Genomic DNA, 14,061 nt, shown 5'->3' with positions numbered 1-14,061 from the left:
CCTTATGGGTACTCAGCGCAACATGCCGCTGCCGTAACCCTTCAGGTTGGCTTTCTTCATCAGGGATTCGTACTGGTGCGAAACGAGGTGCGATTGTACTTGGGACATGAAGTCCATCACAACCACGACCACGATCAGCAACGAGGTCCCGCCAAGGTAGAACGGTACGTTTGCTGCAACCACCAGGAACTGGGGCAACAGGCAGACGGCCGTCATGTAAAGAGCACCGAACATGGTCAAGCGAGTCAGAACGCCATCAATGTAGCGCGCAGACTGCTCACCTGGACGGATGCCCGGAATAAAGGCACCGGACTTCTTCAGGTTTTCCGCTACGTCTTTCGGATTGAACATCAACGCCGTATAGAAGAAGCAGAAGAAAATAATCCCTGCACTAAACAGCAGAATATTCAACGGCTGACCAGGAGCGATCGACTGCGAGATGTCCTGCAACCAGCCCATACCTTCAGACTGACCGAACCAGGCACCTAACGAAGCCGGGAACAGCAAAATGCTGCTCGCGAAAATAGCCGGAATAACACCGGCCATGTTCACCTTCAGCGGCAAGTGGCTAGTCTGCGCAGCGAAGACCTTGCGGCCCTGCTGACGCTTGGCGTAGTGAACAGCAATACGACGCTGACCACGCTCAATGAACACCACGAAACCGATAATCGCTACTGCCAGCAAACCGATGGCAACCAGGGCGAAGATGTTGATATCACCCTGACGTGCAGACTCGAAAGACTGCCCGATCGCTCTCGGAAGACCGGCGACGATACCCGAAAAAATCAACATCGAGATACCGTTGCCAACACCACGCTCAGTAATCTGCTCACCCAGCCACATCATGAACATCGCACCAGCCACAAAAGTGGATACCGCGACGAAATGGAAGCCAAAGTCACCAGTGAACGCAACGCCCTGCCCCGCCAGACCAATGGACATGCCAATAGCCTGAACGAGAGCAAGGACGACAGTGCCGTAGCGGGTGTACTGGCTGATCTTGCGACGGCCAGCTTCACCTTCCTTCTTCAACTGCTCCAGCTGCGGGCTGACGGCGGTCATCAGCTGCATGATGATCGATGCCGAAATGTACGGCATGATCCCCAGTGCAAAGATGCTCATCCGCTCCAGCGCGCCGCCGGAAAACATGTTGAACAAGCTAAGAATGGTCCCCTCATTCTGTCGAAACAGGTCCGCGAGTCGGTCCGGGTTAATACCTGGAACCGGGATGTGTGCGCCTATTCGGTAGACGATAATCGCCAGGAACAGAAAACGCAGACGAGCCCAGAGTTCAGACATACCGCCTTTGCCGAGCGCAGAGAGAGCACCTTGCTTAGCCATTTATTCCTCGAACTTGCCGCCAGCTGCTTCGATAGCCGCACGCGCACCTTTGGTGGCGCCGATTCCCTTTCCGATGGTGACAGCGCGAGTAACTTCGCCGGACAGCATGATTTTCACACGCTGAACGTTGACGTTAATCACGTTGGCATCTTTCAGGGACTGCACGGTGACGATGTCGCCTTCCACTTTAGCCAGCTCGGACAGACGCACTTCTGCGCGATCCATGGCTTTCAGGGAAACGAAACCAAACTTCGGCAGGCGACGATGCAGCGGCTGTTGACCGCCTTCAAAGCCTGGAGCAATGGTGCCACCGGAGCGGGAGGTTTGACCTTTGTGGCCACGGCCACCAGTCTTACCCAAACCGCTACCGATACCACGGCCCGGACGATGCTTTTCGCGACGGGAACCCGGCGCTGGACTCAGATCATTGAGTTTCATCGATTAACCCTCGACACGCAGCATGTAGTAAGCCTTGTTGATCATCCCGCGATTCTCGGGAGTATCCTGGACTTCTACAGTGTGACCGATGCGACGCAGACCCAGACCCTTAACGCACAGTTTGTGGTTAGGGATGCGGCCGGTCATGCTTTTGATCAGCGTAACTTTAACGGTAGCCATGATCAGAAGATCTCCTTGACGCTTTTGCCACGCTTGGCGGCAATGGATTCAGGAGACTGCATTGCTTTCAAACCCTTGAAAGTGGCGTGAACCACGTTTACCGGGTTAGTCGAGCCGTAGCACTTGGCCAGAACGTTCTGAACGCCAGCAACTTCGAGGACAGCACGCATAGCGCCGCCAGCGATGATACCGGTACCTTCAGAAGCAGGCTGCATGTACACCTTCGAAGCGCCGTGAGCGGACTTCATTGCGTACTGCAGAGTGGTGCCGTTCAGATCAACTTGAATCATGTTGCGGCGAGCAGCTTCCATTGCCTTCTGGATCGCAGCAGGCACTTCACGCGACTTGCCACGGCCGAAGCCAACACGCCCTTTACCATCACCTACCACGGTCAACGCGGTGAAAGTGAAGATACGGCCGCCTTTAACGGTTTTGGCTACGCGGTTAACTTGAACCAGCTTCTCGATGTAGCCTTCGTCGCGCTTTTGGTCGTTATTTGACATAACTTAGAACTCCAGCCCAGCTTCACGAGCAGCATCAGCCAGCGCCTTGACGCGGCCGTGGTACTTGAAGCCAGAGCGGTCGAAAGCCACCTGCGAGACGCCAGCGGCTTTAGCACGCGTAGCGACCAGCTGGCCAACCTTAGTGGCCGCGTCGATGTTGCCAGTGGCGCCATCACGCAGTTCTTTATCCAAAGTCGAGGCGCTTGCCAGGACTTTGTTGCCGTCGGCCGAAATGACCTGGGCGTAGATGTGCTGCGACGAGCGGAACACGCAGAGACGCACGACTTCGAGTTCGTGCATTTTCAGGCGTGCTTTGCGAGCGCGACGCAGGCGAGTAACTTTTTTGTCGGTCATTTGCTATGCCCTACTTCTTCTTGGCTTCTTTACGACGGACGACTTCGTCCGCGTAGCGCACACCTTTGCCTTTGTACGGCTCTGGTGGACGGAAGTCGCGGATCTCGGCGGCCACTTGACCTACTAGCTGCTTATCGATGCCCCGGATCAGGATATCGGTTTGGCTAGGAGTCTCAGCGGTGATGCCTTCCGGCAGTTCGTAATCCACTGGGTGCGAGAAGCCAAGAGCCAGGTTCAGCACTGTGCCTTTTGCTTGCGCTTTGTAACCAACACCGACCAGCTGGAGCTTGCGCTCGAAGCCTTGGCTTACGCCTTGGACCATGTTGTTTACCAACGCACGAGTGGTACCAGCCATTGCGCGAGTTTGTTGATCGCCATTGCGAGCAGCGAAACGCAGCTCACCAGCTTCTTCAACGATCTCAACGGACGAATGGATGTTCAGTTCGAGAGTACCCTTGGCACCCTTCACCGAAAGCTGTTGGCCTGCGAATTTGACTTCGACACCGGCTGGCAGCTTAACGGGGTTCTTAGCGACGCGTGACATGCTTATCCCCCCTTAGAACACAGTGCAAAGAACTTCGCCGCCGACACCGGCAGCGCGCGCAGCACGATCCGTCATCACACCTTTGTTGGTGGAGACGATAGACACACCGAGACCGCCACGAACTTTTGGCAGATCATCGACGGACTTGTACTGACGCAGGCCTGGACGGCTAACGCGCTTCACTTCCTCGATGACCGGACGGCCTTCGAAGTACTTCAGCTCGATGGACAGCAGTGGCTTGATTTCGCTGCTGATCTGATAACCCGCAATGTAACCTTCGTCCTTCAGGACTTTGGCAACAGCTACCTTCAAAGTAGAAGATGGCATGCTTACGACGGACTTTTCAGCCATCTGGGCATTACGGATTCGAGTTAGCATGTCCGCTAACGGGTCCTGCATACTCATGGGCTAGACGCTCCTAATACACAAAAAATTAGCCTTGCGGCTACTACGTGTCGCCGAATACATCCGCGCAAAAAAAGCACGGGCTCAGGCGAGCCGGGTATTCTAGACACACCCCACAAATGAATCAAGCCCCAATAGGGGCTTGATTCAAGTTCAAGGTCACCGATGGTCAGGATCTTGCGACCCCGAGCACCGAGACTTTGACAGTGCTTACCAGCTGGCTTTAACCAGACCAGGTACGTCACCACGCATTGCAGCTTCACGCAGCTTGTTACGGCCAAGGCCGAACTTGCGGTAAACGCCGTGTGGACGACCGGTCAGGCGGCAGCGGTTACGCATGCGCGAAGCGCTTGCGTCACGTGGCTGCTTCTGCAGAGCTACTGTAGCTTCCCAACGCGCTTCTGGACTTGCGTTCAGATCAACAATGATTGCTTTCAGTGCTGCACGCTTTTTGGCGTACTTGGCAACCGTGAGCTGACGCTTCAGCTCGCGGTTCTTCATGCTCATCTTGGCCATTTTCCTACTCCAATCAGTTGCGGAACGGGAATTTGAAAGCACGCAACAGGGCGCGACCTTCATCATCGTTCTTGGCAGTGGTGGTCAGGGTAATGTCCAGACCGCGGAGAGCATCGATCTTGTCGTAGTCGATTTCCGGGAAGATGATCTGCTCTTTAACGCCCATGCTGTAGTTACCACGACCATCGAAGGACTTGGCATTCAGGCCGCGGAAGTCGCGAACCCGAGGCAGGGAGATCGACAGCAGACGATCCAGGAACTCATACATACGCTCACGGCGCAGGGTCACTTTGACGCCGATCGGCCAACCCTCACGGACTTTAAAGCCAGCGATGGATTTGCGAGCGTAGGTCACAACGACTTTCTGGCCGGTGATCTTTTCCAGGTCAGCAACAGCGTGCTCGATGACTTTTTTGTCACCGATCGCTTCGCCCAGACCCATGTTCAGGGTGATTTTGGTAACGCGCGGAACTTCCATCACGTTCGACAGCTTAAGTTCTTCCTTAAGCTTCGGTGCGATTTCCTTCCGGTAAATCTCTTTTAGTCGTGCCATGGTCTTCTACCTAGCAGTGTTCAAGCATCAACCGCTTTTTGGGTCGACTTGAAGACACGAATTTTCTTACCGTCTTCTACTTTGAAACCAACGCGATCAGCTTTGTTGGTTTCGCCGTTGAAAATGGCAACGTTGGAAGCGTGCAGTGGCGCTTCTTTCTCGACGATACCGCCTTGTACGCCCGACATCGGGTTAGGCTTGGTATGACGCTTAACCAGGTTCAGACCACCAACGACCAGACGGTCATCAGCGAGAACCTTAAGCACCTTACCGCGCTTACCTTTGTCTTTGCCGGCGATCACGATGATCTCGTCGTCACGACGAATCTTTTGCATGTCGGATCTCCTTACAGCACTTCTGGGGCGAGCGAGACGATCTTCATGAACTTCTCAGTACGAAGTTCACGGGTCACTGGCCCAAAGATACGGGTGCCGATCGGCTCTTGCTTGTTGTTCAGAAGAACAGCAGCGTTGCCATCAAAGCGGATAATGGAGCCATCTGCACGGCGAACGCCGTGACGAGTGCGGACCACAACAGCAGTCATCACTTGGCCTTTTTTCACCTTACCGCGAGGAATTGCTTCCTTCACGGTAACTTTGATGATGTCACCGATACCAGCGTAACGACGATGGGAGCCACCCAGCACCTTGATGCACATAACGCGGCGAGCGCCGCTGTTATCGGCCACATCGAGCATGGATTGAGTCTGAATCATATAATTTCTCCGACCCCTAGTCCTTAGACTTCCACAGCGCGTTCGAGAACATCAACCAGCGCCCAAGACTTGGTCTTGGCCAAAGGACGAGTTTCACGAATAGTGACTTTGTCGCCGATGTGGCACTGATTGGTTTCGTCGTGCGCGTGCAGCTTAGTCGAACGCTTAACGTATTTACCGTAGATCGGGTGCTTAACGCGACGCTCGATCAGAACGGTGATGGTTTTGTCCATCTTGTCGCTGACAACACGGCCAGTCAGCGTACGGACAGTTTTTTCGGCTTCAGCCATGATTACTTACCTGCCTGCTGGTTGAGCACAGTCTTCACGCGAGCGATGTCACGCTTAACTTGCGAGAGCAGATGAGACTGCCCCAACTGGCCAGTTGCTTTCTGCATACGCAGATTGAACTGGTCGCGCAGCAGGCCGAGCAGTTGCTCGTTCAGCTGCTGTGCGGATTTTTCACGAAGTTCATTCGCTTTCATCACATCACCGTCCGTTTAACAAAGGAGGTGGCGAGCGGCAGCTTTGCAGCAGCCAGGGCGAAAGCCTCACGCGCCAGCTCTTCAGAAACACCCTCGATTTCATACAGGACTTTGCCTGGCTGAATCTGGGCAACCCAGTACTCCACGTTACCCTTACCTTTACCCATCCGAACTTCGAGTGGCTTTTTGGAAATAGGCTTGTCCGGGAATACACGGATCCAGATCTTGCCGCCACGTTTAACGTGACGGGTCAGTGCACGACGCGCTGACTCGATCTGACGAGCGGTGAGACGACCACGAGCAACAGACTTCAGCGCGAACTCGCCGAAGCTGACTTTGCTACCGCGCAATGCCAGGCCACGGTTGTGACCAGTCATTTGCTTGCGGAACTTCGTACGCTTTGGTTGCAACATTTGGCGTACCCCTTACTTAGCAGCTTTTTTACGAGGCGCTGGTGCTTGTGGTTTCAGCTCTTCTTGGCGACCACCAATTACTTCGCCTTTGAAGATCCAAACCTTTACACCGATCACACCATAAGTGGTGTGAGCTTCGTAGTTGGCATAGTCGATGTCGGCACGCAGGGTGTGCAGTGGCACACGACCTTCGCGATACCATTCAGTACGTGCGATTTCAGCACCGCCGAGACGACCGCTCACTTGGATTTTGATGCCTTTGGCACCAATGCGCATGGCGTTCTGAACAGCGCGCTTCATAGCGCGACGGAACATTACGCGACGCTCCAGCTGCTGAGCTACGCTCTGCGCAACCAGCATACCGTCGAGCTCCGGCTTGCGGATCTCTTCGATATTGATGTGCACAGGCACACCCATTTGCTTGGTCAGGTCCTGACGCAGTTTCTCAACATCTTCACCTTTCTTCCCGATAACGATACCTGGACGAGCGGTGTGGATGGTGATACGTGCAGTCTGAGCCGGACGATGGATATCGATACGGCTTACGGACGCGCTTTTTAGTTTGTCTTGGAGATACTCACGCACCTTCAGATCAGCGAACAAATAGTCCGCATAAGTCCGACCGTCTGCGTACCAGACGGAGGTGTGCTCCTTGACGATTCCCAGGCGAATGCCAATGGGATGTACTTTCTGACCCATCTCTTCGACTCCGTTACTTGTCAGCAACCTTGACAGTGATATGGCAAGACCGCTTGACGATGCGATCAGCACGGCCTTTGGCACGTGGCATGATGCGCTTCAGCGAACGCCCTTCGTTGACGAAAACGGTGCTGACCTTCAGGTCATCAACGTCTGCGCCTTCGTTATGCTCGGCGTTGGCTACGGCCGACTCCAGCACTTTCTTCATGATCTCGGCGGCTTTCTTACTGCTGAAAGCCAACAGGTTGAGCGCTTCGCCCACCTTCTTCCCGCGGATCTGGTCGGCGACCAAGCGGGCTTTCTGGGCGGAGATTCGAGCGCCCGACAACTTAGCGGCTACTTCCATCGTTCCTTACCCCTTAACGCTTGGCTTTCTTGTCTGCCACGTGCCCACGATATGTGCGGGTACCGGCAAACTCGCCCAGTTTGTGGCCGACCATGTCTTCGTTCACGAGAACTGGAACATGTTGACGACCGTTATGCACAGCAATGGTCAGACCGACCATTTGTGGCAGGATCATGGAACGGCGCGACCAGGTCTTAACTGGTTTGCGATCGTTCTTTTCCGCCGCCACTTCGATCTTCTTCAGTAGGTGAAGATCAATAAAAGGACCTTTTTTCAGAGAACGTGGCACTGTCGTATCCCTCTATTTACTTGCGACGACGGACGATCATTTTGTCGGTACGCTTATTACCACGAGTCTTCGCGCCCTTAGTCGGGAAGCCCCATGGCGATACCGGATGACGACCACCAGAGGTACGACCTTCACCACCACCATGTGGGTGGTCAACCGGGTTCATGGCAACACCACGAACGGTTGGGCGAACGCCACGCCAGCGTTTGGCACCAGCTTTACCCAGCGAACGCAGGCTGTGCTCGGAGTTCGAGACTTCACCCAGGGTCGCGCGGCACTCAGCCAGCACTTTACGCATCTCACCAGAACGCAGACGCAGGGTCACGTAGACACCTTCACGAGCGATCAGCTGAGCCGAAGCACCAGCGGAACGAGCGATCTGTGCGCCTTTACCTGGCTTCAATTCGATGCCGTGTACGGTGCTACCAACTGGAATGTTACGCAGTTGCAGAGCGTTGCCCGGCTTGATCGGTGCCAGAGCACCCGCGATCAGCTGGTCACCAGCACTCACGCCTTTAGGGGCGATGATGTAGCGACGCTCGCCATCTGCGTACAGCAGCAGAGCGATGTGAGCAGTACGGTTTGGATCGTATTCGATACGCTCGACAGTGGCAGCGATGCCATCTTTGTCGTTGCGACGGAAATCGACCAGACGATAATGCTGCTTATGGCCACCACCGATGTGACGAGTGGTAATACGACCATTGTTGTTACGACCACCAGACTTCGATTTTTTCTCGAGCAGCGGTGCGTGAGGAGCGCCTTTGTGCAGCTCCTGGTTGACCACCTTGACCACAAAACGGCGGCCAGGGGAAGTCGGTTTGCATTTAACGATTGCCATGATGCACCCCTTCCTTACTCAGCACTGCTGCTGAAATCGAGATCTTGGCCTGGCTGAAGGGAGATAACTGCCTTCTTCCAGTCATTACGCTTGCCCAGACCGCGAGCAGTGCGCTTGCTCTTACCCAGAACATTCAGGGTAGTAACGCGCTCTACTTTCACGCTGAACAGGCTTTCGACGGCCTTCTTGATTTCCAGCTTGGTTGCGTCAGTCGCAACCTTGAAAACGAACTGGCCTTTCTTGTCTGCCAGAACCGTAGCCTTCTCGGAAACGTGCGGGCCAAGCAGAACTTTAAATACGCGTTCCTGGTTCATCCCAGCAGCTCCTCGAATTTCTTCACGGCCGACACGGTGATCAACACCTTATCGTATGCGATCAGACTAACTGGATCGGAACCTTGCACGTCACGTACATCTACGTGTGGCAGGTTACGAGCAGCCAGGTACAGGTTCTGATCAACAGCGTCCGACACGATCAGAACGTCGGTCAGGCTCATGTTGTTCAGCTTGCCCAGCAGGTCTTTGGTTTTCGGCGTTTCAACGGCGAAATCCTGAACCACAACCAGACGATCAGTACGCACCAGCTCAGCAAGGATGGAACGCATTGCTGCGCGATACATCTTCTTGTTCAGCTTCTGGGAGTGATCCTGAGGACGAGCTGCGAAAGTGGTACCGCCGCCACGCCAGATTGGGCTACGGATAGTACCGGCACGAGCACGGCCAGTACCTTTCTGACGCCATGGACGCTTACCGCCACCACGAACGTCGGAACGGGTCTTTTGCTGCTTGCTACCTTGACGGCCGCCAGCCATGTAGGCCACGACTGCTTGGTGAACCAGCGTCTCGTTGAATTCGCCGCCAAATGTCAGTTCGGAAACTTCGATCGCTTGAGCGTCATTTACATTTAATTGCATGTCAGCTTCCCCTTAACCGCGAGCCTTGGCTGCTGGACGTACAACCAAGTTGCCGCCAGTAGCGCCAGGAACAGCGCCCTTGACCAACAACAGATTGCGTTCAGCGTCCACGCGCACTACTTCGAGGGACTGCACGGTCACGCGCTCAGCGCCCATATGACCGGACATTTTCTTGCCCTTGAATACACGACCAGGAGTCTGGCACTGGCCGATAGAGCCTGGAACGCGGTGGGATACGGAGTTACCGTGGGTGTTATCTTGCCCGCGGAAATTCCAACGCTTGATCGTACCCTGGAAGCCTTTACCTTTGGACTGACCGGTTACATCAACCAGTTGACCGGCGGCGAAGATTTCAGCGTTGATCAGATCGCCGGCTTGGTACTCGCCTTCTTCAAGGCGGAATTCCATTACGGTACGACCAGCGGCAACGTTCGCTTTAGCGAAGTGGCCAGCCTGAGCTGCTGTTACACGCGAAGCACGACGCTCGCCGACAGTGACTTGCACTGCACGATAGCCATCGGTCTCTTCAGTTTTGAACTGGGTGACGCGATTCGGTTCGATCTCAATGACCGTGACCGGAATGGAGACACCTTCTTCGGTGAAAATACGGGTCATACCGCATTTACGACCGACTACACCAATAGTCATGTTGTAAACCTCATGAGTGTACGGGGCTTTCACCCGCTATGGCCGCCCATTTCAGAGCGTTACACGACTAAGACCGAGTCTTAGCCGAGGCTGATCTGCACTTCCACACCGGCCGCAAGATCAAGCTTCATAAGAGCATCAACGGTTTTATCCGTTGGCTGGACGATGTCCAGAACGCGCTTATGAGTACGGATCTCGTACTGGTCACGCGCGTCTTTGTTGACGTGCGGGGAGACCAGAACGGTGAACCGCTCTTTACGGGTAGGCAGTGGAATTGGACCACGCACTTGAGCACCAGTACGTTTCGCGGTTTCCACGATTTCCTGGGTGGATTGGTCGATCAGGCGATGGTCAAAAGCCTTCAACCTGATACGGATTTGCTGATTTTGCATTGGATTTCAGACTCCGGCTGCTATTCCCACCGAGCGCAATACGCCCGTTAAAAGGAGGCGCAATTCTATAGACGCCCCTGATAGGTGTCAACCCAATAAAAAAGCCCCCGCTAGGCGGGGGCTTTTTCAACTCATCGAAACTTACTCGATGACTTTGGCTACGACGCCAGCGCCGACGGTACGACCGCCTTCACGGATAGCGAAACGCAGACCATCTTCCATCGCGATGGTTTTGATCAGAGTGACAGTCATCTGGATGTTGTCACCCGGCATTACCATTTCAACGCCTTCTGGCAATTCGCAGTTACCGGTCACGTCAGTCGTACGGAAGTAGAACTGTGGACGGTAGCCTTTGAAGAACGGAGTATGACGACCGCCTTCTTCCTTGCTCAGAACGTAAACTTCTGCGGTGAACTTGGTGTGCGGCTTGACGGTGCCTGGCTTGACCAGAACCTGGCCACGCTCAACGTCGTCACGCTTGGTGCCGCGCAGCAGTACGCCGCAGTTCTCGCCAGCACGACCTTCGTCGAGCAGCTTGCGGAACATTTCAACGCCGGTGCAGGTAGTTTTCTGAGTATCGCGCAGACCAACGATCTCAACTTCTTCCTGGATGCGGACGATGCCACGCTCAACACGACCAGTCACAACAGTACCGCGACCCGAGATCGAGAATACGTCTTCGATTGGCATCAGGAACGGCTTGTCGATAGCACGCTCTGGTTCTGGGATGTAGCTGTCCAGAGTCTCAACCAACTTCTTGACGGCAGTGGTGCCCATCTCGTTGTCGTCTTGACCGTTCAGAGCCATCAGCGCCGAACCGATGATGATCGGAGTGTCGTCGCCCGGGAAGTCGTAAGTGCTCAGCAGATCGCGCACTTCCATCTCAACCAGTTCCAGCAGCTCAGCGTCGTCTACCATGTCAGCCTTGTTCAGGAAGACAACGATGTACGGAACGCCTACCTGACGGGACAGCAGGATGTGCTCACGGGTTTGCGGCATCGGACCATCAGCGGCCGAGCAAACCAGGATAGCGCCGTCCATCTGAGCAGCACCGGTGATCATGTTTTTTACGTAGTCGGCGTGACCTGGGCAGTCAACGTGTGCGTAGTGACGCACGGCCGAATCGTATTCAACGTGAGCGGTGTTGATGGTGATACCACGAGCTTTTTCTTCTGGGGCGCTGTCGATCTTGTCGAAGTCAACCTTGGCCGAACCGAAAACTTCGGAGCAGACGCGGGTCAGAGCAGCGGTCAGAGTGGTTTTACCGTGGTCAACGTGACCGATAGTGCCAACGTTGACGTGCGGTTTGTTACGTTCAAATTTTTCTTTAGCCACGACAATTAACTCCTTGCCTAAAGGGCTGGATCAGCCTTGTTTTTTAACGATAGCTTCGACGATGTTCGACGGAGCTTCGGAGTATTTGGAGAATTCCATAGAGTAGCTCGCGCGACCCTGAGACATGGAACGAACGTCGGTCGCATAACCGAACATCTCACCCAGCGGAACTTCGGCACGGATAACCTTGCCGGACACTGTGTCTTCCATGCCCTGGATCAGACCACGACGACGGTTCAGGTCACCCATCACGTCACCCATGTAGTCCTCAGGTGTTACAACTTCAACCTTCATGATCGGCTCAAGAACAACACCGCCACCTTTGGTAGCCAGTTGCTTGGTCGCCATGGAGGCCGCCACCTTGAACGCCATCTCGTTGGAGTCGACGTCGTGGTAAGAACCATCGAAAACGGTAGCCTTCAGGCCGATCAGCGGATAGCCGGCGACAACGCCGTTCTTCATCTGCTCTTCGATACCCTTCTGGATCGCCGGGATGTATTCCTTAGGAACCACACCACCAACAACTTCGTTCAGGAATTGCAGACCTTCCTGACCTTCGTCAGCAGGAGCAAAACGGATCCAGCAGTGGCCGAACTGACCACGACCGCCGGACTGGCGAACGAACTTGCCTTCGATCTCACAGGCCTTCGTGATCTTCTCGCGATAGGAAACCTGTGGTTTACCGATGTTGGCTTCGACGTTGAACTCACGGCGCATCCGGTCAACCAGGATGTCCAGGTGCAACTCGCCCATGCCGGAGATGATCGTTTGACCAGTCTCTTCATCAGTCTTGACGCGGAAAGATGGATCTTCCTGAGCGAGCTTGCCCAGAGCGATACCCATTTTTTCCTGGTCGTCCTTGGTCTTAGGCTCTACGGCAACCGAAATAACCGGCTCCGGGAAGTCCATGCGAACCAGGATGATTGGCTTGTCAGCGGAGCAGAGGGTGTCACCAGTGGTAACGTCCTTCATGCCGATCAGGGCCGCGATGTCGCCAGCGCGTACTTCCTTGATCTCTTCACGGGTGTTTGCGTGCATTTGCACCATACGACCCACACGCTCTTTCTTGCCTTTAACCGAGTTGATCACGCCGTCGCCGGAGCTCAACACGCCCGAGTAAACGCGAGCAAAGGTCAAAGTACCCACGAATGGGTCGGTAGCGATCTTGAACGCCAGAGCCGAGAACGGCTCGTTGTCGTCTGCATGACGCTCCATTTCAACAGTCTCGTCATCCGGGTCAGTACCCTTGATGGCAGGAATGTCGACTGGTGCCGGCAGGTAGTCGATAACAGCGTCGAGAACCAGGGGAACGCCCTTGTTCTTGAAAGAAGAACCGCAAACAGCCAGAACGATTTCGCCAGCGATAGTACGCTGACGCAGAGCGCCCTTGATTTCCGCGATGGTGAGTTCTTCACCTTCGAGGTACTTGTTCATCAGCTCTTCACTGGCTTCAGCCGCAGCTTCAACCATGTTGCTGCGCCACTCTTCAGCCAGTTCCTGCAACTCAGCAGGAATTGCTTCACGGCGAGCAGCCATACCTTTGTCAGCATCATCCCAATAAACCGCTTCCATGGAGATCAGATCGATCTGACCCTGGAAGTTGTCTTCGGAACCGATAGCCAACTGGATTGGCACTGGGGTGTGCCCCAGACGCTGCTTGATCTGACCGATCACGCGCAGGAAGTTCGCACCAGCACGGTCCATCTTGTTTACGTAAACAAGACGCGGAACACCGTACTTGTTGGCTTGACGCCATACGGTTTCCGACTGAGGCTCAACGCCCGAAGTACCGCAGAACACAACGACCGCGCCGTCGAGTACGCGCAGGGAGCGCTCTACTTCGATGGTGAAGTCAACGTGACCCGGGGTATCGATGATGTTGAAGCGATGCTTCTCGAACTGCTTGTTGGAGCCAGCCCAGAACGCAGTAGTAGCAGCGGAGGTAATGGTAATACCCCGCTCCTGCTCTTGCACCATCCAGTCCATGGTCGCGGCGCCATCATGCACCTCGCCCATTTTGTGGTTTACGCCAGTGTAAAAAAGGACGCGCTCGGTGGTGGTGGTTTTACCAGCATCCACGTGAGCAACGATACCGATGTTACGATAGCGGTTAATCGGAGTAGTACGAGCCATAAAGCCCTCGCAAAATTAG

At 54.7% G+C, this 14,061-nt stretch carries 24 protein-coding genes; all 24 read right to left on the bottom strand.

Annotated elements, in window-relative coordinates; genetic code table 11:
• Positions 1-12: 12 nt before the first annotated feature.
• The gene (gene secY, locus LOY38_RS03415) at positions 13-1,341 is read right to left on the bottom strand and encodes a preprotein translocase subunit SecY (protein WP_003228718.1); all 1,329 of its coding nucleotides are present in this window, start codon (positions 1,339-1,341) and stop codon (positions 13-15) included.
• A complete protein-coding gene (rplO, locus tag LOY38_RS03410) occupies positions 1,342-1,779 on the bottom strand; it encodes a 50S ribosomal protein L15 (RefSeq protein WP_003228720.1) in 438 nt (145 codons plus the stop codon). It lies immediately after the preceding gene.
• 3 nt (positions 1,780-1,782) lie between these two features.
• Entirely contained in the window at positions 1,783-1,959 is a 177-nt protein-coding gene (rpmD, locus tag LOY38_RS03405) for a 50S ribosomal protein L30 (protein ID WP_003176408.1), read from the bottom strand.
• Positions 1,960-1,961: 2 nt separating this feature from the next.
• The gene (rpsE, locus tag LOY38_RS03400) at positions 1,962-2,462 is read right to left on the bottom strand and encodes a 30S ribosomal protein S5 (RefSeq protein ID WP_003186035.1); all 501 of its coding nucleotides are present in this window, start codon (positions 2,460-2,462) and stop codon (positions 1,962-1,964) included.
• Between the two features lie 3 nt (positions 2,463-2,465).
• The gene (rplR, locus tag LOY38_RS03395) at positions 2,466-2,816 is read right to left on the bottom strand and encodes a 50S ribosomal protein L18 (protein ID WP_003186037.1); all 351 of its coding nucleotides are present in this window, start codon (positions 2,814-2,816) and stop codon (positions 2,466-2,468) included.
• 10 nt (positions 2,817-2,826) lie between these two features.
• On the bottom strand, positions 2,827-3,360 hold the full coding sequence (gene rplF, locus LOY38_RS03390; RefSeq protein ID WP_007896774.1) for a 50S ribosomal protein L6: 534 nt from the start codon (positions 3,358-3,360) through the stop codon (positions 2,827-2,829).
• A gap of 12 nt (positions 3,361-3,372) precedes the next feature.
• Positions 3,373-3,765, bottom strand: coding sequence for a 30S ribosomal protein S8 (rpsH, locus tag LOY38_RS03385; RefSeq protein WP_003186040.1), 393 nt, complete (start codon positions 3,763-3,765; stop codon positions 3,373-3,375).
• Between the two features lie 210 nt (positions 3,766-3,975).
• Positions 3,976-4,281, bottom strand: a complete 306-nt coding sequence (rpsN, locus tag LOY38_RS03380; protein WP_003176414.1) for a 30S ribosomal protein S14 — start codon at positions 4,279-4,281, stop codon at positions 3,976-3,978.
• Positions 4,282-4,294: 13 nt separating this feature from the next.
• On the bottom strand, positions 4,295-4,834 hold the full coding sequence (rplE, locus tag LOY38_RS03375) for a 50S ribosomal protein L5 (protein ID WP_003210069.1): 540 nt from the start codon (positions 4,832-4,834) through the stop codon (positions 4,295-4,297).
• A 20-nt stretch (positions 4,835-4,854) separates the two neighbouring features.
• A complete protein-coding gene (rplX, locus tag LOY38_RS03370) occupies positions 4,855-5,169 on the bottom strand; it encodes a 50S ribosomal protein L24 (protein WP_007896770.1) in 315 nt (104 codons plus the stop codon).
• 11 nt (positions 5,170-5,180) lie between these two features.
• A complete protein-coding gene (gene rplN, locus LOY38_RS03365; RefSeq protein ID WP_002555479.1) occupies positions 5,181-5,549 on the bottom strand; it encodes a 50S ribosomal protein L14 in 369 nt (122 codons plus the stop codon).
• 23 nt (positions 5,550-5,572) lie between these two features.
• Positions 5,573-5,839 (bottom strand): 30S ribosomal protein S17, encoded by a 267-nt coding sequence (gene rpsQ / locus LOY38_RS03360; RefSeq protein WP_003176419.1) that lies wholly within the window; start codon positions 5,837-5,839, stop codon positions 5,573-5,575.
• A 2-nt stretch (positions 5,840-5,841) separates the two neighbouring features.
• Positions 5,842-6,033 carry a 50S ribosomal protein L29 gene (gene rpmC / locus LOY38_RS03355; RefSeq protein WP_002555481.1) on the bottom strand — a complete coding sequence of 64 codons (192 nt, stop codon included), beginning with the start codon at positions 6,031-6,033 and terminating at the stop codon, positions 5,842-5,844.
• Positions 6,033-6,446, bottom strand: coding sequence for a 50S ribosomal protein L16 (rplP, locus tag LOY38_RS03350; protein ID WP_003228729.1), 414 nt, complete (start codon positions 6,444-6,446; stop codon positions 6,033-6,035). Before rplP ends, rpmC begins: the two co-directional genes overlap by 1 nt.
• Before the next feature lie 12 nt (positions 6,447-6,458).
• Positions 6,459-7,145 carry a 30S ribosomal protein S3 gene (gene rpsC, locus LOY38_RS03345; RefSeq protein ID WP_003176422.1) on the bottom strand — a complete coding sequence of 229 codons (687 nt, stop codon included), beginning with the start codon at positions 7,143-7,145 and terminating at the stop codon, positions 6,459-6,461.
• A gap of 13 nt (positions 7,146-7,158) precedes the next feature.
• Positions 7,159-7,491, bottom strand: a complete 333-nt coding sequence (rplV, locus tag LOY38_RS03340) for a 50S ribosomal protein L22 (protein WP_003103908.1) — start codon at positions 7,489-7,491, stop codon at positions 7,159-7,161.
• A 13-nt stretch (positions 7,492-7,504) separates the two neighbouring features.
• The gene (gene rpsS, locus LOY38_RS03335) at positions 7,505-7,780 is read right to left on the bottom strand and encodes a 30S ribosomal protein S19 (protein WP_002555486.1); all 276 of its coding nucleotides are present in this window, start codon (positions 7,778-7,780) and stop codon (positions 7,505-7,507) included.
• 16 nt (positions 7,781-7,796) lie between these two features.
• The gene (rplB, locus tag LOY38_RS03330; RefSeq protein ID WP_003186055.1) at positions 7,797-8,621 is read right to left on the bottom strand and encodes a 50S ribosomal protein L2; all 825 of its coding nucleotides are present in this window, start codon (positions 8,619-8,621) and stop codon (positions 7,797-7,799) included.
• Positions 8,622-8,635: 14 nt separating this feature from the next.
• Positions 8,636-8,935 (bottom strand): 50S ribosomal protein L23, encoded by a 300-nt coding sequence (gene rplW / locus LOY38_RS03325; protein WP_002555488.1) that lies wholly within the window; start codon positions 8,933-8,935, stop codon positions 8,636-8,638.
• Positions 8,932-9,534 carry a 50S ribosomal protein L4 gene (gene rplD / locus LOY38_RS03320; RefSeq protein ID WP_003228735.1) on the bottom strand — a complete coding sequence of 201 codons (603 nt, stop codon included), beginning with the start codon at positions 9,532-9,534 and terminating at the stop codon, positions 8,932-8,934. The genes rplW and rplD overlap by 4 nt, the downstream gene beginning before the upstream one ends.
• 12 nt (positions 9,535-9,546) lie before the next feature.
• Positions 9,547-10,182 (bottom strand): 50S ribosomal protein L3, encoded by a 636-nt coding sequence (gene rplC, locus LOY38_RS03315; protein ID WP_003186059.1) that lies wholly within the window; start codon positions 10,180-10,182, stop codon positions 9,547-9,549.
• Positions 10,183-10,262: 80 nt separating this feature from the next.
• Positions 10,263-10,574: a 30S ribosomal protein S10 gene (rpsJ, locus tag LOY38_RS03310; RefSeq protein WP_003186070.1), complete on the bottom strand. Its 312-nt coding sequence runs from the start codon at positions 10,572-10,574 to the stop codon at positions 10,263-10,265.
• 141 nt (positions 10,575-10,715) lie between these two features.
• Positions 10,716-11,909 carry an elongation factor Tu gene (gene tuf / locus LOY38_RS03305; RefSeq protein ID WP_003186103.1) on the bottom strand — a complete coding sequence of 398 codons (1,194 nt, stop codon included), beginning with the start codon at positions 11,907-11,909 and terminating at the stop codon, positions 10,716-10,718.
• A 30-nt stretch (positions 11,910-11,939) separates the two neighbouring features.
• The gene (gene fusA, locus LOY38_RS03300) at positions 11,940-14,042 is read right to left on the bottom strand and encodes an elongation factor G (RefSeq protein WP_258698830.1); all 2,103 of its coding nucleotides are present in this window, start codon (positions 14,040-14,042) and stop codon (positions 11,940-11,942) included.
• Positions 14,043-14,061: the final 19 nt, after the last annotated feature.

The organism is Pseudomonas sp. B21-015 (assembly GCF_024749285.1).
GTDB lineage: Bacteria > Pseudomonadota > Gammaproteobacteria > Pseudomonadales > Pseudomonadaceae > Aquipseudomonas.
The sequence above is the reverse complement of the archived record's forward strand: the minus strand, read 5'-3'. Positions and strand labels throughout refer to the sequence as shown.